Source organism: Enterobacter cloacae complex sp. BZL2005, assembly GCF_049238885.1.
In the GTDB taxonomy this organism is placed as follows: Bacteria; Pseudomonadota; Gammaproteobacteria; order Enterobacterales; family Enterobacteriaceae; genus Enterobacter; species Enterobacter roggenkampii.
The window spans coordinates 162566-183667 of the sequence record NZ_JBMKGI010000002.1 but is presented as its reverse complement, the minus strand read 5'-3'; the positions used below and the strand labels follow the sequence as shown (position 1 = coordinate 183667).

Genomic DNA, 21102 nt, shown 5'->3' with positions numbered 1-21102 from the left:
ATGGTCTTGAAGCAACCTGATTTCTGATAACCCCCTAAATAACCCCCCATTTCACCCACTATTCTCCCGATTAAAACCCCTCCAGAATCGGATAATCATGCCGATAACTCAACTAACGCAGGGCTGTTTATCGTGAATTCACTCTATACCGCTGAAGGTGTAATGGATAAACACTCGCTGTGGCAGCGTTATGTCCCGCTGGTGCGTCACGAAGCATTGCGCCTCCAGGTGCGCTTGCCGGCGAGCGTGGAACTCGACGATCTGCTACAGGCGGGCGGTATCGGGTTATTGAATGCAGTTGACCGATACGACGCTCTGCAAGGAACGGCATTTACGACTTACGCAGTTCAGCGTATTCGTGGTGCGATGCTGGACGAGCTGCGCAGCCGTGACTGGGTGCCACGCAGTGTTCGCCGCAACGCACGCGAAGTGGCGCATGCGATGGGGCAGCTGGAACAGGAACTGGGACGCAACGCAACGGAAACCGAAGTGGCGGATCGTCTTGGCATTGCTGTTGAAGAGTATCGTCAGATGTTGCTCGATACCAATAATAGCCAACTCTTCTCTTATGACGAGTGGCGAGAAGAGCATGGCGATAGCATCGAGCTGGTGACGGATGAGCACCAGCAAGAAAACCCGTTACACCATTTAATGGAAGGGAATTTACGCCAGCGCGTCATGGAAGCGATTGAAGCTCTGCCTGAACGCGAACAGCTGGTATTGACCCTTTATTACCAGGAAGAGCTTAACCTCAAAGAGATTGGCGCTGTTCTGGAGGTGGGAGAGTCGCGGGTGAGCCAGCTGCACAGCCAGGCCATTAAACGCTTACGAACCAAGCTGGGTAAGTTATAGGTGATTGATTCACCTTAAAAATGCCGCACAACGTATTGACAACCAGGAGTTATCATGACGGTGCAGCAATCTAAAAGACGGCCTTTAAGCCGCTACCTGAAAGACTTTAAACACAGCCAGACGCATTGCGCCCACTGTAACAAGTTACTCGATCGTATCACGCTGGTTCGCCGCGGCGAAATCGTCAATAAGATCGCGATTTCGCGCCTCGACACGTTGATGGACGAAGCAGCATGGCTCGAAGAGCAAAAAGAGTGGGTGGCGCTTTGCCGTTTCTGTGGCGATCTCCACTGCAAAGAGCAAAGCGACTTCTTCGACATTATCGGCTTCAAGCAGTTCCTGTTTGAACAAACGGAGATGAGCCACGGCACCGTTCGCGAATACGTAGTTCGCCTGCGCCGCCTCGGGCAGCATCTGACCGTGAACAACATTTCCCGCGATCTGCTCAAAACCGGTTATCTCGACGAGAACCTGGAGCCGTGGTTGCCTGCGACCAGCACCAACAACTACCGGATTGCGCTGCGCAAGTACGCACAATATAAGGTACAAATGCCGGGTGCCATAAAGCAGAAAGCCCACGCCGGAACAACTTCTGATATATATTAAAAAAGAATAAGATGTAGCGCAGTCGCCTTTGACGTTGCAGGCGATTTCTCTACACTACGTAAAAATTCCACTATATCGGGGTATTTATGAAATTTGCACTTCTGGGTCGTCAGGCGCTGATGGGTGTTATGGCCGTTGCGCTGGTTGCGGGCATGAGCGTGAAAACGTTCGCCGCAGAAAACCTGCTGAATAAAGTAAAAGAGCGCGGTACGCTGCTGGTCGGGCTGGAAGGAACCTATCCTCCGTTCAGCTTCCAGGGCGATGACGGCAAGCTGACCGGTTTTGAAGTGGAGTTTGCTGAAGAGCTGGCGAAACACCTCGGTGTGAAAGCGTCCCTGAAACCGACCAAATGGGACGGTATGCTGGCGTCGCTGGATTCGAAACGCATTGACGTGGTCATCAACCAGGTCACCATCTCTGACGAGCGTAAGAAGAAGTATGACTTCTCCACCCCGTATACCGTGTCCGGTATTCAGGCGCTGGTGAAGAAAGGCAACGAAGGCACCATCAAAACGGCTGCGGACCTGAAAGGGAAGAAAGTCGGTGTCGGTCTGGGAACCAACTACGAAGAGTGGCTGCGCCAGAACGTTCAGGGCGTGGATATCCGCACCTATGATGATGACCCGACGAAATACCAGGATCTGCGCGTGGGCCGCACCGACGCCATTCTGGTTGACCGCCTGGCAGCACTGGATCTGGTGAAGAAAACCAACAACACCCTGGCGGTAGCGGGTGATGCGTTCTCTCGTCAGGAATCCGGCGTGGCCGTTCGTAAAGGTAACGAAGACCTGGTGAAAGCGATTGATTCCGCGATTGCTGACATGCAAAAAGACGGTAGCCTGAAGGCGCTTTCCGAGAAGTGGTTCGGGGCAGACGTCACGAAATAAATTTCTGACGTAAAAAAAGGCGCTTTTAAAAGCGCCTTTTTTATTTCTTACGCGTCTGCGTGCATAATGAAAAATATCACATTTTGTCTGAGTTACCGGAGCATCCATGTCACTACAGAATTTAACGCGCTTTCCCCGCCTGGAGTTCATCGGCGCGCCGACGCCGCTGGAGTATCTCCCGCGATTTTCTGATTATTTAGGGCGCGATATTTTTATTAAGCGTGATGACGTGACGCCCATGGCGATGGGGGGCAACAAGCTGCGCAAGCTGGAGTTTCTGGCGGCGGACGCCCTGCGCGAAGGTGCGGATACGCTCATCACTGCCGGGGCCATCCAGTCCAACCACGTTCGCCAGACGGCGGCCGTGGCGGCGAAGCTTGGGCTCCACTGCGTGGCGTTGCTGGAAAACCCGATTGGCACGCGGGCTGAAAACTATCTCACCAACGGTAACCGCCTGCTGTTAGACCTGTTTAACGTGCAGGTTGAGATGGTTGACGCGCTGACCGACCCGACCGCCCAGCTCGATGAGCTGGCGACGCGTCTGGAAGCGCAGGGTTTTCGCCCCTACGTTATTCCCGTCGGCGGTTCGAATGCGCTGGGCGCGCTGGGGTACGTTGAAAGCGCGCTGGAAATCGCGCAGCAGTGCGAGGGGGCGGTGAGTCTCTCCTCCGTCGTGGTCGCGTCCGGCAGTGCGGGCACCCATGCCGGGCTGGCGGTGGGGCTGGAGCAACTGCTTCCGGAGGTCGAACTGATTGGCGTGACGGTGTCCCGCAGCGTGGCGGATCAGAAGCCGAAAGTGGTTACGCTACAGCAGGCGGTCGCAGAGCAGCTGGAGCTGAATTCCACGGCCGATATTCTCCTCTGGGATGACTATTTTGCGCCGGGTTACGGCACGCCGAACGATGAGGGAATGGAAGCGGTGAAACTGCTGGCGCGCCTCGAGGGCATACTGCTCGATCCGGTCTATACCGGCAAAGCGATGGCCGGACTGATCGACGGCATTGCGCAAAAACGCTTTAAGGATGAAGGGCCGATTTTATTTGTCCATACCGGCGGAGCGCCTGCGCTGTTTGCCTACCATCCTCACGTTTAAAAATCAGGTCGAAAAATAATAATGCAAGAAAGTATTCAACTGGTTATTGATTCTCTGCCGTACCTGCTGAAAGGTGCGGTATTTACGTTGCAGCTCAGTATCGGCGGGATGTTCTTTGGGCTGGTACTGGGATTTATACTGGCCTTAATGCGCTTGTCGCCTGTCCTGCCGGTGCGCTGGTTGGCGCGCTTTTATATCTCCGTGTTTCGCGGTACGCCGCTTATCGCCCAGCTCTTTATGATCTACTACGGCTTACCGCAGTTCGGAATCGAGCTGGATCCGATCCCGGCGGCGATGATTGGCCTGTCGCTCAATACCGCGGCGTACACCTCCGAAACCCTGCGTGCGGCCATCTCCTCCATTGACAAAGGGCAGTGGGAAGCGGCGGCCAGTATCGGGATGACGCCCTGGCAGACGCTGCGCCGGGCCATCCTGCCGCAGGCGGCACGCGTGGCGCTTCCGCCGCTCAGCAACAGCTTTATCAGCCTGGTGAAAGATACCTCCCTGGCGGCAACGATTCAGGTTCCGGAGCTTTTCCGTCAGGCACAGCTCATCACCTCCCGTACGCTTGAGGTCTTTACCATGTATCTGGCCGCTTCGCTGATTTACTGGGTGATGGCGACGGTGCTCTCTGCTCTGCAAAACTATTTCGAAAACCAGCTTAACCGCCAGGAGCGTGATCCAAAATGAGTGCAATTGACGTCAAAAACCTGGTGAAGAAATTCCACGGTCAAACGGTGCTCCACGGGATCGATCTGGAAGTCGAGCAGGGCGAAGTGGTGGCGATTATTGGACCGAGCGGTTCGGGTAAGACGACGCTGCTGCGCAGCATTAACCTGCTTGAACAGCCGGAAGGCGGTACCATCCGGGTCGGGGAGATCACGATTGATACCGGGAAATCCATCAGCCAACAGAAAGGGTTGATTCGCCGCCTGCGCCAGCATGTCGGCTTTGTTTTCCAGAACTTCAACCTTTTCCCGCATCGTACTGTGCTGGAGAACATCATCGAAGGGCCGGTGATCGTTAAAGGTGAGCCAAAAGAAGAAGCGACGGCGCGGGCTCGCGAACTGCTCGCCAAAGTCGGGCTGGCGGGGAAAGAGACCAGCTATCCGCGTCGCCTGTCGGGCGGGCAGCAGCAGCGCGTGGCGATTGCGCGCGCGCTGGCGATGCGCCCGGACGTGATCCTGTTTGATGAACCGACCTCTGCGCTCGATCCGGAACTGGTGGGCGAGGTGCTGAACACCATTCGCCAACTGGCACAGGAGAAACGTACGATGGTGATCGTGACCCATGAAATGAGCTTTGCGCGCGATGTCGCTGACAGAGCCATCTTTATGGATCAGGGACGGATTGTGGAGCAGGGGCCAGCGAAAAGCCTGTTCGCTAACCCTCAACAGCCGCGAACCCGTCAATTCCTTGAAAAATTCCTTATGCAGTAGCATTTTTGCACGCATTTGCTCCAGAAATTGACTCTGGAGCAAATTATTCTCCCTCTGCACGAGGGCTTCTGTTTTTTTATTCCATCCAGATCGGATAAACCTTATCGATAGTAAAGTTAATTGTGCTATTGCCGATATTTTGTGGCTAGAAAAAAGTTTTATGTGTTAGCTTATATTCACCATAATAATGATTATCTGTTCAGAGGCTTCATTTAGTAAGTATGAAGGATTTAGACTTTTTCACCTGGCGACGGGATTGCTCCCTCCGGTTTCAGGAATTGACCTGTGCCGCCGAGGTATATCATGAGCTGGAGCGACAAACTCAGGCGCTGGAATTCGATTATTACGCGCTCTGCGTGCGCCATCCCGTGCCATTTACCCGCCCTAAGATCTCCCTGCAAACCACTTACCCAAAGTTGTGGATGGCGCAATATCAATCCGCGAACTATTTCGCGATTGATCCGGTTTTAAAACCGGAGAATTTCATTCAGGGCCATCTCCCCTGGACAGATGCATTATTCGCTGAGGCGCAGGAATTATGGCACAGCGCCCAGGATCACGGTTTACGCTCGGGAATAACGCAGTGCCTGATGCTGCCAAATCATGCGCTTGGTTTCCTGTCCGTCTCTCGTACGCGTGTACAGGAAGGGCCATTAGCCCATGAAGAAATAGAGCTGCGGTTGCAAATGCTGGTGCAAATGGCCTTAACCTCGCTGATGCGTTTTGACGATGAGATGGTCATGCCGCCGGAAATGAAATTCAGCAAGCGCGAGCGTGAAATTCTGAAATGGACTGCGGAAGGGAAGACGTCAGCGGAAATAGCGATCATTCTCTCGATCTCAGAGAATACCGTTAACTTCCATCAGAAGAATATGCAGAAGAAATTCAACGCGCCCAACAAGACGCAGATCGCGTGCTATGCGGCGGCAACGGGACTGATTTGACGCAGTAAAACGTTCTGCGTGACAGACGAGCGAACGGCTGAATGCACTGCATCCAGCCGTTTTTTGTTACTGACGGTACGCTTGCTTGATTTGCTTAACGGTGTTAGCAAATACCGCTGATTCAGCCTGGTCTTCCATCTCCGCGATTTGTTTTTCCATTTTAATGATCACACGACCGGCATCAGCCTGGCCCATCGCCTGCAGCATCAGCGTTAGCAGTGCTTTCAGGCAGTTTACTTCCTGTGCCAGTTCCTGGTTATTCTCCGCAGTGGCAAATTCAGGTGTGCTCATTTATTTTCCTCATTATTAAACGGCGCTAAAGCGCGACGACGAAAGTCAAGGCGGCGGAGTATACCACAAGCTGAAGCAAAAAATGCAGCGGTTGTTTTTCGTACTTTTACGCCGATGTTTAATTGCGTAAACAGATCGTACCGGTAAACTCAACCCGCTTAATGATTATTAATTGTTTAGGTCGGGTTCGCTGGCCGTTAATTATTGTTACAAAAAGTTGAACCCTGTTTTTGCGCAGGTTAAGCCAGCCCGTTTTTTGTAACTTTTTGAATACAGATGGTTAAAAAAAGCTGCAAGAGTCCAGAATGCACGGGCTCTCTTTCCACCGCCTGTACAGCCTAATTTCCAAAAACGAGAGCAAAATCGAATAGCCGGTTTTTTAACGTTTTAATCTTGTCAGGAAAACCGTTAATATAAACCAAATTATCACACAGTAGCGTTATCCCTATTCTGGAGACATTTCCTTTGATCAACGTCCTTCTTGTTGATGACCACGAACTGGTGCGCGCAGGGATACGACGCATTCTTGAAGATATTAAAGGTATTAAAGTTGCCGGTGAGGCATGCTGTGGCGAAGATGCGGTAAAATGGTGCCGTACCCACTCCGCCGATGTGGTGCTGATGGATATGAACATGCCCGGTATCGGTGGTCTTGAAGCAACACGCAAAATCGCGCGTACCTTTGTAGACACCAAAGTCATCATGCTGACTGTGCATACCGAAAATCCACTGCCCGCGAAAGTGATGCAGGCGGGGGCCGCGGGTTACCTGAGTAAAGGTGCTGCACCGCAGGAAGTCGTCAATGCTATCCGTTCCGTGTTTGCCGGACAGCGTTATATTGCGTCCGACATCGCTCAGCAGATGGCGCTGAGTCAGATCGAGCCCGAGAAAACCGAATCACCCTTTGCCAGTTTGTCCGAGCGTGAATTGCAGATTATGCTGATGATCACCAAAGGTCAGAAGGTGAATGAGATCTCGGAACAGCTGAATCTCAGCCCGAAAACGGTAAACAGCTATCGTTATCGGATGTTCAGTAAACTGAACATTCATGGTGACGTCGAACTGACGCATCTGGCCATCCGACATGGTTTGTGTAATGCGGAGACGTTGTTAAGTCAGTGAGTGATGTGTTCGATTCAAAAGCATTTCTGAAAACCGTAACCAGCCAGCCTGGCGTCTATCGCATGTATGACGCTGGCGGTACGGTTATCTATGTGGGGAAGGCAAAAGATCTTAAAAAACGTCTCTCCAGCTATTTTCGCAGTAACCTGGCCTCCCGTAAGACCGAAGCGCTGGTCTCACTCATTCAGAATATTGATGTTACCGTCACGCATACAGAGACAGAAGCGCTGCTGCTTGAGCACAACTATATTAAGCTCTACCAGCCGCGCTACAACGTCCTGCTGCGTGATGATAAATCCTATCCGTTTATCTTTCTGAGCGGCGACACCCATCCGCGCCTCGCTATGCACCGTGGTGCAAAACATGCGAAGGGTGAATATTTCGGGCCGTTCCCCAACGGCTATGCCGTGCGAGAAACGCTGGCGCTGCTGCAAAAAATCTTCCCGATCCGCCAGTGTGAAAACAGCGTTTACCGTAACCGTTCGCGCCCGTGCCTGCAGTACCAGATTGGACGCTGCCTGGGACCGTGCGTGGCCGGGCTGGTGAGTGAAGAAGAGTATGCCCAGCAGGTGGAGTATGTGCGCCTGTTCTTAGCAGGCAAGGACGATCAGGTGTTAACGCAGCTGATCGCGCGGATGGAAAAAGCCAGCGCCGCACTCGAGTTCGAAGAGGCCGCGCGTATCCGCGACCAAATCCAGGCGGTGCGCAGAGTGACTGAGAAACAGTTTGTCTCAAATACCGGTGACGATCTTGATGTCATCGGCGTGGCCTTTGACGCCGGAATGGCCTGCGTGCACGTGCTGTTTATTCGCCAGGGCAAAGTGCTCGGCAGCCGCAGCTATTTCCCGAAAGTGCCTGGCGGTACCGAACTGGGTGAAGTGGTGGAAACCTTTGTCGGCCAGTTCTATCTGCAGGGCAGCCAGATGCGCACGCTGCCTTCTGAAATCCTGCTCGATTTTAATCTTGACGATAAAACCCTGCTGGCCGATTCGCTCTCTGAACTGGCGGGGCGCCGGGTCAATGTTCAAACCAAACCGCGCGGCGATCGCGCGCGTTATCTGAAGCTGGCGCGGACCAACGCGGCAACGGCGCTGAGCACGAAGCTGTCGCAGCAGTCGACGGTGCACCAGCGTTTAACGGCCCTGGCGGCGCTGCTGAAGCTGCCGGAAGTGAAACGGATGGAGTGTTTCGACATCAGCCATACGATGGGTGAACAGACGGTCGCGTCCTGCGTGGTGTTTGATGCTAACGGTCCGCTGCGCGCCGAGTATCGCCGCTATAACATCACCGGCATCACGCCGGGCGATGACTATGCGGCGATGAATCAGGTGCTGCGTCGTCGCTATGGTAAAGCCATAGAAGAGAGCAAGATCCCCGATGTGATCCTGATTGACGGCGGGAAAGGGCAGCTCGGCCAGGCGAAAGCGGTATTTGAATCGCTTGATGTCAGCTGGGATAAAAACCATCCGCTGCTGCTGGGCGTCGCAAAAGGGGCCGATCGTAAGGCCGGTCTGGAGACACTGTTCTTCGAGCCGGAAGGTGAGGGCTTCAGCCTGCCGCCGGACTCTCCGGCGCTGCACGTCATTCAGCATATTCGCGATGAATCGCACGATCACGCCATCAGCGGTCACCGCAAAAAACGGGCGAAGGTGAAAAACACCAGCTCACTCGAGACGATCGAAGGCGTGGGGCCAAAACGTCGCCAGATGCTGCTGAAGTATATGGGCGGATTGCAAGGATTACTCAACGCCAGCATGGAGGAAATTGCAAAAGTGCCGGGTATTTCGCAAGGGCTGGCAGAAAAGATCTACTACTCGTTGAAACATTGAGGGCTCTGTAGCAACATAGAGCTAAATTTTACTGACAACAAATAGTTACCGTCACTATGCAATATAACATCCCTACGTTGCTCACTCTTTTTCGTGTCGTACTCATCCCGTTCTTTGTGCTGGCGTTTTACCTGCCGGTTGTCTGGGCACCCTTTGCCTGCGCATTGATCTTCCTTATTGCAGCGGTAACAGACTGGTTTGATGGCTATCTGGCGCGCCGCTGGAATCAAAGCACCCGTTTCGGCGCCTTCCTCGATCCGGTGGCGGATAAAGTGATGGTCGCGATTGCGATGGTGCTGGTGGCTGAGCACTATCACACCTGGTGGGTGACGCTGCCTGCGGCAACCATGATCGGCCGTGAGATTATTATCTCTGCGCTGCGCGAATGGATGGCGGAACTGGGGAAACGCAGCAGCGTGGCGGTTTCCTGGATTGGTAAAGTGAAAACGACGGCGCAGATGGCGGCGCTGGTCTGGATGCTGTGGCGTCCGAACGCCTGGGTTGAGTGGGCGGGGATTGGCCTCCTGTGGGTGGCGGCAGTGCTGACGCTGTGGTCAATGCTGCAATATTTGAACGCTGCGCGCGGAGATTTGCTTGATCAGTGATCGTTTCGCCGTAATTTTCAGCAAACGATCCGGGGATGCAAAAAATAACGTTGACTCATAACGTCATATCAGTAGAATGCAACGCATCGAACGGCGGCACAGCAAGCCGGACGATAATGAAATCAAGTGGTTAGACATTTACTTGATGACATGCGGGAATAGCTCAGTTGGTAGAGCACGACCTTGCCAAGGTCGGGGTCGCGAGTTCGAGTCTCGTTTCCCGCTCCAGATTAAAGACATGCGCAACAGCGGGTGTCAGTTTGAAAAGTTTTACGGCGCGTTAGCAAAGCGGTTATGTAGCGGATTGCAAATCCGTCTAGTCCGGTTCGACTCCGGAACGCGCCTCCACTTTCTTCCCTGGCCGGATGGTGGAATCGGTAGACACAAGGGATTTAAAATCCCTCGGCGTTCGCGCTGTGTGGGTTCAAGTCCCACTCCGGCTACCATGGGAAACAAAGAATAATCAAAGCAATAAGCAGTGTCGTGAAACCACCGAAAGGTGGTTTTTTTGTGCCTCCAGTTTAGCGCGAAGTGAGCGTATCTCATCGTCATCACGATCGTGCTGTGCCCGGGAATTTGCTGCCATACCAGAACGTTAAGCCTGACTCTCTAATATCAAGCCCGGAAAGCAGGGCGATTGTCAGCTAACCTGCAACCAATCTTAAACAAACATTTCACTCGCCAGACACAGGTTGCCGCCGCTGATAAACTGGTCGGTATCCACCCTGGAGAGCGGAAGGTTATTGTCATGCAATATGAAGAACAGCAGCTTATCAACGGCCTTTTCGAGCGTCTTAAACAGGCCGAACAACAAAACAGCCAACGGGATGCAGATGCAGAGCGTCAGATCGCTGAATTTGTCAGACAGCAGCCTGCGGCCCCCTACTATATGGCGCAGTCGATTTTGATTCAGGAAGCGGCGCTGAAACGTCTGCAGGCCCGGGTTCAGGAGCTTGAAAGCGAATTAGCCGCGCAAAAAAGCAAACCCTCGACGGGCGGCAGCTTCCTCGGCGGCCTGTTTGGTGGCGGGAAAAGTAACCCGCAGCCTGACAACAGCTGGAATGCCCAGCCGCAACAGCCGCCGGCGCAGGATTACTCTCGGGCGCCAGCGTCGGCTACTCGCGGCGGCGGTTTTATGGCTGGCGCGCTCCAGACAGCCGCTGGCGTGGCCGGTGGCATCGCGCTTGCCGAGATGCTTACCAGCATGTTCCATCAGTCGCGGCCGGAAGAGATCGTGAACATCATCGAAGAGCCGACAATGCCCGTCGGTGGTGAACCGTTTGTCGGTAATCAATACGGCGACGTTAATAACGTCTCTGACACCCGTTTCCTCAACCAGAACGATCCGTTCGGCAGTAATAACGACGTCTGGCAGAACGACGATGTAGATGACGACTACAGCAATGACGACGATAGTTTTATTTAACGACGTTATCGTGTCACCATCGAAATTAAGTTAACCCTGAAAGTTGGGTATCCAACTTTCGGGGTTTTGCTTTTCCGGGTCAAAAAAGCCTTCGAGGCTAAGCCTGAAGGCTCATAAATCACATTCTTTTTACTGCTTTTCTTACTAACAAACCTGTAAGAATTGCCGGAAGCAATCCAAACAAAGAGGCGATATCGACTAACGTATCCTCCAGTTCTTCTATCCCGTATGTCCCGAAATGGTCCATCACGGCATAAGCCCATTCGACAGGTATCAAAATAAAAAGCCAGCGCGTATATAAAAGAAAACTGATAAGACCGATTGCAAGGCTGAAGGTGATTTCTATAAAAGTCCTCATGTTACTGTTATTGTCCCGTAAGCTTTAAAGCTCGTGCAAGGTACCGGCATCATAGTTGTTTTCATAAGAGCTTCGTGCAAGTAATCAAAGTCACTCAGATGAAGAAGGGTTATACAGCCTTCGCTTAACCCTCTTGGTCCTATCGGATGGAGGCGGAAATGGCCACGCCGGACACCTTCAACAAATACTTGATCATCTATCTGCCAGTCATCTTTGTATAAGGCAAACCATTTTGAGCGATCGGTGCCATAAATATTTTTCAGGGCAAAATCACTTAGTCCTCCGAGCCTGCCTCCGCTCTGTCGGTTCACGATGAAGTAACGTCCTGGCGGGATAGGTCCGATTTCTGGTTTGCTTGCCATAGTCGGATTGTTTCTGCCATAGAGCTGGCCTGAGAATGCCGGAAAGTTTCCTATACCCGGAACGGTAAGAATAGATGACGGTAAGCCATTCAATGCATAGCGAGCAATAATCATGCTGTAACCCGAATATTCCAGCCGTCAGTAAACTGGATATTCCCGTCGCAGTGCTTCCATGTGATTCTCTCATAACGCAGTTCTATCGCCTCAAGGTGATTGTGTTTTTCCATTGAGGGATTTTTTACGTTATGCATTACAGGCGTTATCCCTACGATTTTCACATTTTCTAAAAGCATGTTGAAATACTCAACTTCCTGCCCTGCATCGTTGATACGGTACCATTTGATTTCAGCTGACTTTAGGGTCTGGCCAGTTGCTACAGCCCGGTAAAGGTAAGGCGAGGATGAATCAAACTCTTTTTCGATTGTTAGTGGGGAGTGGACGCGGGTACCGGTTAGTTTCCCTGTATTGCCATCGGTTGGAATGTGTAAACCATGGCCAAACGATAAAACCTCAATGCTACCTTCACGGTGCTGAACATCTACAGAACCTGTAATATTCGCACCTCCGTCATCTTTGAGCCATAAATATGCGGGTATAGCCATTCTGAACGCTCCTTTTCAGTGAGTTTGACGTGATTGTCAAAGACTAATAAATCAACAAACTCAGGCCTTCTCAAGGCATTGCGTGCTATACTTTTCGTGAATATCTCATTGTTATTTATATGAAAATATTTCTAATGGTTCCTTAGGTGTCAAATCACACCCCGCCCAAATACGCCTTCCTCACCTCCTGATTCCCCAGCAATTCCTCACCGCTGCCGCTCAGCCGGATCTGTCCGTTCACCATCACATACCCGCGGTCAGACAGCTTCAACGCATGGTGCGCATTCTGCTCCACCAGAAAAATGGTCATGCCGCTGCGGGCCAGCTCGCGCAGCGTCTGGAAGATCTGCTTCACCACAATCGGGGCTAAGCCCAGGCTGGGCTCATCCAGCAGCAGCAGCTTCGGACGGCTCATCAGCGCCCGGGCGATCGCCAGCATCTGCTGTTCTCCGCCGGACATGGTCATCGCGCGCTGTTTACGTCGCTCCTTAAGGCGAGGGAAAAGGTCGAACATGGTTTGCATATCCTCAGCGGCAAACTGGTTGCCGATGGGGATGGTCCCCATCAGCAGGTTCTCTTCCACAGTCATATCCGGGAAGATACGTCTGCCTTCCGGTGCCTGCGCAATGCCGCCGGACGCAACGTAGTGGGTGGATTGATGGCTGATATCTTCACCACAGAACAGGATCTGCCCGCTGCGGATACGGGGCTGGCCGAAGATGGACATCAGCAATGTCGATTTACCCGCGCCGTTTGCGCCAATCAGCGCCACGGTTTCCCCCTTATTCACCTCAAGAGAGACCTGCTTCAGCGCCTGAATGACGCCGTAAAACACATCCACCTCGCGAAAAGCCAGCAGCGGTTCGCTCATAGGGAGACCTCGCTTTCATCCGTGCCCAGGTAGGCGGCAATGACCTTTTCATCATGCTGGATCTGCTCGGGTTTCCCCCTGGCAATCACATCGCCGTGGTCGAGCACGATAATGTCGTCCGAAATGTCCATCACCATCCCCATATCATGCTCAATTAGCAATACCGTGATGTCGTGATGATCCCGCAGAAAGCGAATAATGCCGCTCAGCTTGTGTGTTTCAACCGGGTTAAGCCCGGCGGCGGGTTCATCCAGACAGATCATTTCCGGCCCGGTACACATTGCCCGCGCGATTTCCAGTCGCCGCTGCTGGCCGTATGACATCTCTCCCGCCAGGCGATTGGCGCACTCCACCAGATCCACCACTTCCAGCCAGTAGAAGGCTCTGTCCAGGGCGTCGCTTTCCGCCCGCCGGTATGCCGGCGTATTTAAGATCCCGGCGAGCAGATTACGGTTAACGCGCATATGCTGCGCGACCAGCAGGTTTTCCACGACCGACATCTCGCGAAAAAGACGGATATTTTGAAACGTGCGCGCCAGCCCGGCACGGTTGACCAGGTGGGTTCCGCCAAACATTTTGTAGAAAAGACGCTGCCCGAACTGCGCGGGGTTAATCCAGTCGCCGGGCTGGAATTTTGCCCGAGGACCTGAATAACGTTGGTCGTTTTATGGCGGGTATTAAACAAAATGTTGCCGCCGGAGGCTCTGTAGAAGCCCGTCAGGCAGTTAAACACGGTTGTTTTTCCCGCCCCGTTGGGGCCAATCAGGGCGGTAATGGAGCCGCGCTGCATGTCCAGGTTGACGTCGTTTAGCGCCTTAATCCCGCCAAAATGCATCATCAGATGCTCAACGCGTAATATCGTTTCGTTCATGGTGCGACGCCCTTACGCACGGCAAACCCGCTGCGGTTAATGCGGATCAAACCGCGTGGACGCCAGATCATCATCACCACCATCAGCATGCCAAACAGCAGGACGCGGTACTCGGCAAAACTGCGCAGCAGCTCCGGCGTTACCGTGAGCACAAAGGCGGCCAGCACTACGCCCAGCGTAGAACCCATACCGCCCAGCACCACAATGGCGAGGATCAATGCCGATTCAAAGAAGGTAAAGGAGGTCGGATTCACGAACCCCTGATAGGTGGCGAAGAACACCCCGGCAATGCCTGCGGTGGACGCGCCCAGCGTAAAGGCGGAAAGCTTAACCAGAACATGATTTAACCCCATTGAGCGGCAGGCAATTTCGTCTTCGCGCAGGGCTTCCCACGCCCGACCAATCGGCATGCGCGTCAGGCGGTGCTTGATGTAAAGCACCAGCATCACCACCAGAAACAGCACCGCGTAGATAAAGATAAACTTCATGTTCGGGTTGTAGGTCAGGTGGAAAAACTCGTGGAAGGGCACGCCGCCTTCTTTTGCGCGTCGCCCAAACTCAAGACCGAAAAAGGTGGGGGGAGGGGCAGACACGCCGTTGGGGCCGCCGGTGAAGGTCAGCCAGTTGTTCAGTATCAGGCGAATGATTTCCCCGAAGCCGAGGGTGACGATGGCCAGATAGTCACCGTGCATGCGCAGTACCGGGAAGCCGAGCAGGGCACCTGCGGCAGCGGCCATGATTGCCGCGAGCGGCAGCATGCTCCAGAAGCCCAGGCCGAGATACTGGTATCCCAGCGCCAGGCCGTACGCACCAATCGCATAGAACGCGACATACCCCAGATCCAGCAGACCGGCCAGGCCCACGACGATGTTCAGCCCCAGACCGAGAAGCTCGTAGATCAGCCCGAGGATGGCGACGGTCAGAACATACTTGGTGGCGACAAACGGAAAGCAAATCGCAAGGGTAATCACCAGAGGAATAATCCAGCGCATGCGGCTTTTATATTCCGGGGGGCGGACATATACGCCCGCGCTATCGGCCTCGAAGCGCGCCTGGAAACGAGCACCGGCAGCGGTACCTAAAAAAGCGCTCAGCAGAAAACGCCCTGCCATGACGATACCGACCATCCAGGCCAGTCGCTGCCCGGCGAAGGTAAAGCTATATCCGTCCAGCACCACACCTGCAATGGGGCCGAAGATAATCAGCGCAATCAGCCCGGAGAAAATCGCGTCCAGAATGCAGCGTTTAAGTGAAAAACCGTGTGACGTCATCATTGTCTCCCTCACACTTTGGCCACAATCGGGCGCCCGAGCAGCCCCTGAGGGCGGAAAATCAGGATCATCACCAGCAGGCCAAACGAGAAGACGTCTTTATAGTCCGAGTTCACCATGCCCGAGAACTGCGCTTCCGCCACGCCCAGGATAAGGCCGCCGAGCATGGCGCCGGGGAGGGAACCGATGCCGCCCAGTACCGCCGCCGTGAAGGCTTTAATGCCGATCACGAACCCGACGTAGAAATCAAAGGTGCCGTAATTCATGGTGATCAGCACCCCCGCCAGGCCCGCCATCGCCGCGCCGATGACGAAGACCAGCGAAATAATCCGGTCGGTGTTAATCCCCAGAATGGAGGCCATTTTGCGATCCTGCTGCACCGCACGGCACATCCGCCCCAGCCGGGTACGGTTGATTATCCAGGTGAGCACCAGCATGCCGGCAAACGAGGCCACCAGAATAAACACTTTGGTGTAGGTTATCTGCACGAACCCTTCGCCCAGATGCAGGCGAATCACGCCGTCCAGCATGGTCGGTACCCCTTGCTGGCGCGGGCCCTGGCTCAGCTGCGCGTAGTTTTGCAGGATAAGCGATATCCCGATGGCGGAGATCAGCGGTGCCAGGCGCGTGGAGTTGCGCAGCGGCTTATAGGCGATACGCTCGATGGTCCAGCCGTACACCCCGGTGACCACAATGGTGAACACCAGCGTGCCGAGGATCAGCAGCGGGAAGGACTGCAGGCCGAAGAATGAGAGCAGCGCCAGGCCAATGGCGCAGAGATAGGCGGAAATCATATACACTTCGCCGTGGGCGAAATTAATCATGCCGATAATGCCGTACACCATGGTGTAGCCGATGGCGATCAGGCCGTAGACGGAACCCAGCGTTAAGCCATTGATTAACTGTTGCAGGAAGAATGTACTCATTTTAGCGCGCTCGTTTTATAGGCTGCGCGAGCCGCGCAGCCTGATGTTTATTACGCGCCGACGGGAAAGCCCGTCGGCGTTGAGCGTGACTCCGTCCCGTTACTCCACTTCCTTATATTTTCCTTTGTCGTCCCACTGGTAAACCACGTAGTCAGAGACTTTCAGATCGCCTTTGCTGTCCCAGGCTTTTTTGCCCATCACCGTGTCGACGGAATTGGCCTTCAGCCACTCGCTGGCTTTGGCAGAGTCTTTGCCGCCGGTGGCCTTGAAGGCGGCGGCAATCGCCTGTACCGAGGCGTAGGAGTACAGGGTGTAACCTTCCGGCTCGAATTTACCGGCGCGGAATTTCTCGATTACCGCTTTGCCGTCCGGGATCAGGCGCGGATCTTTACCGAAGGTCATGTAAATGCCGTTGGTATATTGCGGGCCGCCCGCCGCGGTCACCATCTCTTCGTTGACGATACAGTCCCCGGAGAAGAATTTCGCCTGCACGCCCTGCTCACGCATCTGGCGAACCAGCGGGCCGGCTTCCGGATGACAGCCCCCGAAGAACACGACGTCCGGTTTTTGCGCGCCGATCTTGGTGACCAGCGCGTTAAAGTCTTTTTCACCGCGGGATAACCCCTCGTACATCACATCCTGAACCCCGCGTTTCGCCAGCGCCGCTTTGGTGGCGTCAGCCAGGCCCTGACCATAGGTGTCTTTATCGTGAATAATCACCACCCGTTTGGCTTTCAGCTTGTCGATGATGAAGTCGCTGGCCACCTGGCCCTGCTGGTCATCGCGGCCGCACATGCGGAACATGTCGCTCATGCCACGTTCGGTGATCAGCGGGTTGGTTGAACCGGGGGTAATAGCGATGATCCCCGCATCGCTGTAAACCTCGGAGGCGGGCATGGTGGAAGAGGAGCAGAAATGACCGACCACGGCGTTGACTTTATCCTGGTCGACTAAGCGGTTGGCCACCGCCACCGCCTGCTTAGGCTCGCAGGCGTCATCCCCCTGAACCAGTTTGATCTTCTCGCCGTTAATGCCGCCGGCGGCGTTAATGTCTTCAGCGGCCTGCGTTGCGCCGTGCCAGTACTGATCGCCATAGGTGGCATTAGGACCCGTGAACGGCCCGGCCACGCCAATCACGATATCTGCCCTGGCGGAAAACGCCGTCACCAGGCAACCGGCCAACACGAGAGAAAGCGGAGTTCTGATAAATTTCAGCGACATTATTATGTTCCTTAGCAAAGAGGTTTTTGCACCACGGCGTAAACCCGAACGCCCGACGGCGCAGCCAATCCGAAACACGAGCAAGAACAAAATGCACTAAACGAACAAGATACAGACGGCATCCTGCATATACGGCGAGGTTTCCCTGCGCAGCGTCGCGCGAAGAACATTAAGCAAAAACGTTGCCAGAATGGTTAACCCATTGACGGGCCTGTGACATGTTTGAGTATAGAGCGCCGCGTTATGCCGCCTTGCGGGAGGAGAAGAAATTACAGCGGAGATCACATATCGTTAACAATAAAGCCCATAAGTTGTGCAAAGGTCACGATTTGCACGTTTTTGCAGCAATAAAGACCTAAACTTCAGCCCGGAGAGGCGTGAGATATGTGTTAGGATCGTTTCCTTTTTATCAGGAGTGTCAGCGATGACTGAAGGCCCATTAAATGAAAGCGAAATGGCGTGGCTTGAAGAGACGTTAATCTCTTACGGTCATGACGATGCGTCCGTGCTTGACGTGTCTGAACTGGACGGCATGTTTACCGCAGTGCTTTCCGGTCCTGTTGTCGTTGAGCCAGATACCTGGCTGGTGGCGGTGTGGGGTGGCGAGAAATACATTCCGCGCTGGAAAAACGATCGCGAGATGAACCGTTTTATCGATCTTTGCTTTAAGCATATGAACGATATTGCCGAGCGCCTGAGCGAATATCCGGACCAGTTTGAACCGATGTTTGGCTATAACGACATTGACGATGAGAGCTATACCGTGGTGGAAGAGTGGTGCTACGGCTACATGCGCGGCGTGGCGCTGACGGACTGGTCATCCTTGCCGGACGAGCTGAAGGCCGATCTGGATGTGATTGCGCTGCACGGTAGCGAAGAGATCGGCGACCAGCTGGATGAATTGACCGAAGAAGAATATACCGCCAGCATTGAACGCATTCAGCCTGCGGCGCTGCGCTTGTATAACTACTGGGTGAACAATCCGCAGCAGCCGGAGGTGAAGAAGCCGATGGTGAACGGCACGAAGGTTGGGCGTAACGATCCGTGTCCTTGCGGCAGCGGGAAGAAGTTCAAGAGCTGCTGTTTGCACTGATAAAAAAAGGGGCTGATGACAGCCCCTTTTTTCATTAACCCACTTCCGGCAGCATTCCCGCCGCAATCAGTACCTGCACCAGAATAATCACCACGCCACAGCCAAACACAATGCACAGCAGCGGTTTTCCTCCCGCCACGCGGTAACCCTGTTGCGGATGCTGCTGGCGGCTCTTCCACGCCAGCAGGGAGGGGAGGAGCAGGGCAAGGACCGAGAGCGCCACCCCCGCATACCCCAGCGCCATCACAAACCCGCGTGGATAAAACAGCGCAAAGGCCAGCGGCGGCAGGAAGGTGATGGCCCCGGTCTGTAATCGTCCTGCGGCGGTATTGCGGCGCTGGAACAGGTCAGCCAGATAGTCAAACAGGCCAAGCGCCACGCCCAGAAACGAGGTTGCCAGCGCCAGGTCGGCAAAGAGGTGTACCGCCAGCTCCACGTGCGGGGAGGTGACGACCTCGCGCAGCGCCAGCAGAAAACCGTTCAGGCCTGCGTGCTGTGCCATCAGGCCAATAAAGGTTGAAGAGTCGATGCTGCCCAGGGTCACCAGCTGCCAGAAAATGTAGGCAATCAGCGGGATCGCGCTGCCGATAACAAAGACGCGGCGCAGCTTGCGAATATCGCCGTTCATATAGCTGACGATGCTCGGCACGCTGCCGTGGAAGCCAAACGAGGTGAAAATGACCGGGATAGCGGAAAGCGCCAGCCCTTTTTCCAGCGGCAGCGTCAGCAGGTTGACCTTGTGCACGTGCGGTGCCAACAGGACCAGCATGACAATCAGGAACAGAATTTTGGCGCTGAACAGGAAACGGTTAAACAGATCGACCAGCGACGTTCCCACGCAGACCACGCCGCCGCCGATGAGCGCAAAGAAGATGGCGCCCGTCGCCGGGGTAATGTCAGAGCCAAACCAGTCGTTAACGCTTGAGGCGATCAGCTCCCCGGCCCCGCTGATGTAGGCGGCGGTCAGGGCGTACATCAGGAACATCATGCTGAAGCCGGTTATCCACTGGCCGTAGCGTCCCAGGTAGCGCGCCGCGAGGGAACCCAGACCGGTATCGGCGGGTACATGCTGGTAAACCTCAAGCAACAGCAGGGCGGTGTAGCACATCAGCGCCCAGAGCGTCCCCAGCAGCAGCAGGGTCATGCCAAATCCCACGCCCGCGGCTGCCAGAGGCATTGCCAGCATTCCTGCGCCAATCGTCGTTCCGGCGACGATAAAAATACTTCCCAGAGTTCTGTTTTTCACGCTTTCCTCTACAACGCTTCTTAACCGCGACAAAATCTGCGGCGCAGAGTAAGGGAAAAGCCGTAACTCGTCAAATCACCGTTACAAGCAGTGTAATGAATGTTTTACACATTAATGTTCCTCTGACCCTTTATAGGCTTCCGCCTACTACATGAGGGCAATGTTGCTGAGCAACATTTCGGCGTAACGTAAACAATTAATATAAATTATCAAATAAAGTGAGGGTTTTATGGCGGGGGAGAATCCTTTTACCGCGGCATGGAGCCGTGGAGGCAACCTGTTGTGCCATGGCCACTGGATAATCCACTGGCAGAACCAGCCCCTGATACTTCCGGAGTCCCGCCGCGAAAAAGATATGGGCACCTGGGGAATCTATTCGGTTATTGATCCTGAGGATGAGACCTTTGCACAAGGCTTACAGGAAGATGAGTGGATCATAGAGAATGTCGACTGGTTGACGGATATGTTCTACGAGAGGGGTATTCCGCTGGAGACGGCCAGCTACCGCTATTTTTACCAGGCCGTGAATCCCCACGACTGGCGCTGTACCAGCTGCGCTGGGTGTATGTAAATTAACGCGGTGCAGGGAACCCGCACCGCGCTGAAATTAATTCTGCGTATCCAACGTGGAAAGTTCTTTATCAATAAAGTAAAGACCTTCGCCTGATTTCCCCACCAGAGATAATTTATCCAGCACGGATTTAAACAGCTTCTCTTCTTCATGCTGTTCGGCGACATACCACTGCAGGAAATTGAAGGTTGGATAATCCTGGCTGGTCATCGCGGCATGAACCAGTTCGTTAATTTTCTGGGTGATCAGCTGCTCGTGCTCGTAGGTGGCGCGGAACAGTTCATCGAGAGAATTATATTCAGCAAATGGGGATGCCACGGTTTCAATGCGCGGCAGGCTGCCGGTATCCGTCAGATAATCAAACAGACGCTGCATGTGGGTCATCTCTTCCTGCGCGTGACGACGCAGAAACGCGGCAGCGCCTTCAAAGCTGTGATAGCTGCACCAGGCGCTCATCTGCTGGTAGAGAAGGGATGAATACAGCTCAAGATTCATTTGTGCGTTGAGCTTGTCGATCATTTCAGTTTTCAGCATGGTGGCGCTCCGGGTTATTATTTCTGGTTCACAATGAGCGACACTATAATTTGTTATTTAATTATTTGCAAAACGTAAAATA

23 protein-coding genes, 3 tRNA genes and 2 pseudogenes are annotated in these 21102 nt (G+C 54.0%); 16 read left to right on the top strand and 12 right to left on the bottom strand.

The window, feature by feature from the left end:
• Nucleotides 1-132 precede the first annotated feature (132 nt).
• The 7 genes from ACOTXI_RS05270 (at nucleotide 133) to sdiA (ending at nucleotide 5821) form a co-directional block, all read left to right on the top strand.
• On the top strand, nucleotides 133-852 hold the full coding sequence (locus ACOTXI_RS05270) for an RNA polymerase sigma factor FliA (protein WP_008500338.1): 720 nt from the start codon (nucleotides 133-135) through the stop codon (nucleotides 850-852).
• Nucleotides 853-906: 54 nt separating this feature from the next.
• On the top strand, nucleotides 907-1458 hold the full coding sequence (gene fliZ, locus ACOTXI_RS05265) for a flagella biosynthesis regulatory protein FliZ (RefSeq protein WP_008500339.1): 552 nt from the start codon (nucleotides 907-909) through the stop codon (nucleotides 1456-1458).
• Nucleotides 1459-1544: 86 nt separating this feature from the next.
• A complete protein-coding gene (gene tcyJ / locus ACOTXI_RS05260) occupies nucleotides 1545-2345 on the top strand; it encodes a cystine ABC transporter substrate-binding protein (RefSeq protein ID WP_021240470.1) in 801 nt (266 codons plus the stop codon).
• A 106-nt stretch (nucleotides 2346-2451) separates the two neighbouring features.
• Nucleotides 2452-3438, top strand: a complete 987-nt coding sequence (gene dcyD / locus ACOTXI_RS05255; RefSeq protein WP_058653430.1) for a D-cysteine desulfhydrase — start codon at nucleotides 2452-2454, stop codon at nucleotides 3436-3438.
• Nucleotides 3439-3459: 21 nt separating this feature from the next.
• On the top strand, nucleotides 3460-4128 hold the full coding sequence (gene tcyL / locus ACOTXI_RS05250; RefSeq protein ID WP_008500342.1) for a cystine ABC transporter permease: 669 nt from the start codon (nucleotides 3460-3462) through the stop codon (nucleotides 4126-4128).
• Entirely contained in the window at nucleotides 4125-4877 is a 753-nt protein-coding gene (tcyN, locus tag ACOTXI_RS05245; protein WP_008500343.1) for an L-cystine ABC transporter ATP-binding protein TcyN, read from the top strand. Before tcyL ends, tcyN begins: the two co-directional genes overlap by 4 nt.
• Before the next feature lie 221 nt (nucleotides 4878-5098).
• Nucleotides 5099-5821: a transcriptional regulator SdiA gene (gene sdiA / locus ACOTXI_RS05240; RefSeq protein WP_058653428.1), complete on the top strand. Its 723-nt coding sequence runs from the start codon at nucleotides 5099-5101 to the stop codon at nucleotides 5819-5821.
• A 66-nt stretch (nucleotides 5822-5887) separates the two neighbouring features.
• Here sdiA and ACOTXI_RS05235 read toward each other — a convergent pair whose 3' ends face one another.
• Nucleotides 5888-6112 carry a DUF2594 family protein gene (locus ACOTXI_RS05235; RefSeq protein ID WP_008500345.1) on the bottom strand — a complete coding sequence of 75 codons (225 nt, stop codon included), beginning with the start codon at nucleotides 6110-6112 and terminating at the stop codon, nucleotides 5888-5890.
• Between the two features lie 25 nt (nucleotides 6113-6137).
• Nucleotides 6138-6206: pseudogene (locus ACOTXI_RS05230) on the bottom strand (hypothetical protein); the annotation flags it as partial.
• A gap of 371 nt (nucleotides 6207-6577) precedes the next feature.
• Here ACOTXI_RS05230 and uvrY point away from each other — a divergent pair.
• The 7 genes from uvrY (at nucleotide 6578) to ACOTXI_RS05195 (ending at nucleotide 11094) form a co-directional block, all read left to right on the top strand.
• On the top strand, nucleotides 6578-7234 hold the full coding sequence (gene uvrY / locus ACOTXI_RS05225) for a UvrY/SirA/GacA family response regulator transcription factor (RefSeq protein ID WP_008500346.1): 657 nt from the start codon (nucleotides 6578-6580) through the stop codon (nucleotides 7232-7234).
• The gene (gene uvrC, locus ACOTXI_RS05220; protein WP_008500347.1) at nucleotides 7231-9063 is read left to right on the top strand and encodes an excinuclease ABC subunit UvrC; all 1833 of its coding nucleotides are present in this window, start codon (nucleotides 7231-7233) and stop codon (nucleotides 9061-9063) included. The genes uvrY and uvrC overlap by 4 nt, the downstream gene beginning before the upstream one ends.
• Nucleotides 9064-9119: 56 nt before the next feature.
• On the top strand, nucleotides 9120-9668 hold the full coding sequence (pgsA, locus tag ACOTXI_RS05215; RefSeq protein ID WP_008500348.1) for a CDP-diacylglycerol--glycerol-3-phosphate 3-phosphatidyltransferase: 549 nt from the start codon (nucleotides 9120-9122) through the stop codon (nucleotides 9666-9668).
• A 152-nt stretch (nucleotides 9669-9820) separates the two neighbouring features.
• Nucleotides 9821-9896: transfer RNA gene (locus tag ACOTXI_RS05210), tRNA-Gly, on the top strand.
• Nucleotides 9897-9942: 46 nt separating this feature from the next.
• Nucleotides 9943-10016: transfer RNA gene (locus ACOTXI_RS05205), tRNA-Cys, on the top strand.
• An 11-nt stretch (nucleotides 10017-10027) separates the two neighbouring features.
• Nucleotides 10028-10114 (top strand) — tRNA-Leu (locus tag ACOTXI_RS05200).
• Between the two features lie 302 nt (nucleotides 10115-10416).
• Nucleotides 10417-11094 (top strand): DUF2076 domain-containing protein, encoded by a 678-nt coding sequence (locus tag ACOTXI_RS05195; protein ID WP_032622786.1) that lies wholly within the window; start codon nucleotides 10417-10419, stop codon nucleotides 11092-11094.
• Nucleotides 11095-11212: 118 nt separating this feature from the next.
• Here the strand turns inward: ACOTXI_RS05195 and ACOTXI_RS05190 are convergent, their stop codons facing one another.
• The 8 genes and pseudogenes from ACOTXI_RS05190 to ACOTXI_RS05155 form a co-directional block, all read right to left on the bottom strand.
• Entirely contained in the window at nucleotides 11213-11452 is a 240-nt protein-coding gene (locus tag ACOTXI_RS05190; protein WP_023325544.1) for a hypothetical protein, read from the bottom strand.
• Complete coding sequence (locus ACOTXI_RS05185) at nucleotides 11449-11928, bottom strand: DUF2778 domain-containing protein (RefSeq protein WP_008500391.1); 480 nt, start codon at nucleotides 11926-11928, stop codon at nucleotides 11449-11451. Before ACOTXI_RS05185 ends, ACOTXI_RS05190 begins: the two co-directional genes overlap by 4 nt.
• Complete coding sequence (locus ACOTXI_RS05180; protein ID WP_008500392.1) at nucleotides 11925-12416, bottom strand: Hcp family type VI secretion system effector; 492 nt, start codon at nucleotides 12414-12416, stop codon at nucleotides 11925-11927. Before ACOTXI_RS05180 ends, ACOTXI_RS05185 begins: the two co-directional genes overlap by 4 nt.
• A gap of 154 nt (nucleotides 12417-12570) precedes the next feature.
• On the bottom strand, nucleotides 12571-13287 hold the full coding sequence (locus ACOTXI_RS05175) for an ABC transporter ATP-binding protein (protein ID WP_008500393.1): 717 nt from the start codon (nucleotides 13285-13287) through the stop codon (nucleotides 12571-12573).
• Nucleotides 13284-14158 (bottom strand): annotated as a pseudogene (locus tag ACOTXI_RS05170) (ATP-binding cassette domain-containing protein). Before ACOTXI_RS05170 ends, ACOTXI_RS05175 begins: the two are co-directional and overlap by 4 nt.
• Nucleotides 14155-15429 carry a high-affinity branched-chain amino acid ABC transporter permease LivM gene (livM, locus tag ACOTXI_RS05165; RefSeq protein WP_058653424.1) on the bottom strand — a complete coding sequence of 425 codons (1275 nt, stop codon included), beginning with the start codon at nucleotides 15427-15429 and terminating at the stop codon, nucleotides 14155-14157. Before livM ends, ACOTXI_RS05170 begins: the two are co-directional and overlap by 4 nt.
• Before the next feature lie 11 nt (nucleotides 15430-15440).
• A complete protein-coding gene (locus ACOTXI_RS05160; protein WP_008500397.1) occupies nucleotides 15441-16355 on the bottom strand; it encodes an ABC transporter permease subunit in 915 nt (304 codons plus the stop codon).
• Nucleotides 16356-16454: 99 nt separating this feature from the next.
• Nucleotides 16455-17576: a branched-chain amino acid ABC transporter substrate-binding protein gene (locus ACOTXI_RS05155; RefSeq protein ID WP_008500398.1), complete on the bottom strand. Its 1122-nt coding sequence runs from the start codon at nucleotides 17574-17576 to the stop codon at nucleotides 16455-16457.
• A 424-nt stretch (nucleotides 17577-18000) separates the two neighbouring features.
• On the opposite strand from ACOTXI_RS05155, the gene ACOTXI_RS05150 reads away from it, so the two are divergent.
• Entirely contained in the window at nucleotides 18001-18669 is a 669-nt protein-coding gene (locus tag ACOTXI_RS05150; protein ID WP_058653423.1) for a YecA family protein, read from the top strand.
• A 34-nt stretch (nucleotides 18670-18703) separates the two neighbouring features.
• Here ACOTXI_RS05150 and tyrP read toward each other — a convergent pair whose 3' ends face one another.
• Nucleotides 18704-19915, bottom strand: a complete 1212-nt coding sequence (gene tyrP / locus ACOTXI_RS05145; RefSeq protein WP_058653421.1) for a tyrosine transporter TyrP — start codon at nucleotides 19913-19915, stop codon at nucleotides 18704-18706.
• 229 nt (nucleotides 19916-20144) lie between these two features.
• On the opposite strand from tyrP, the gene ACOTXI_RS05140 reads away from it, so the two are divergent.
• Entirely contained in the window at nucleotides 20145-20486 is a 342-nt protein-coding gene (locus ACOTXI_RS05140) for a hypothetical protein (protein ID WP_046092820.1), read from the top strand.
• Nucleotides 20487-20522: 36 nt separating this feature from the next.
• Here ACOTXI_RS05140 and ftnA read toward each other — a convergent pair whose 3' ends face one another.
• Complete coding sequence (ftnA, locus tag ACOTXI_RS05135) at nucleotides 20523-21020, bottom strand: non-heme ferritin (RefSeq protein WP_008500403.1); 498 nt, start codon at nucleotides 21018-21020, stop codon at nucleotides 20523-20525.
• Nucleotides 21021-21102 lie beyond the last annotated feature (82 nt).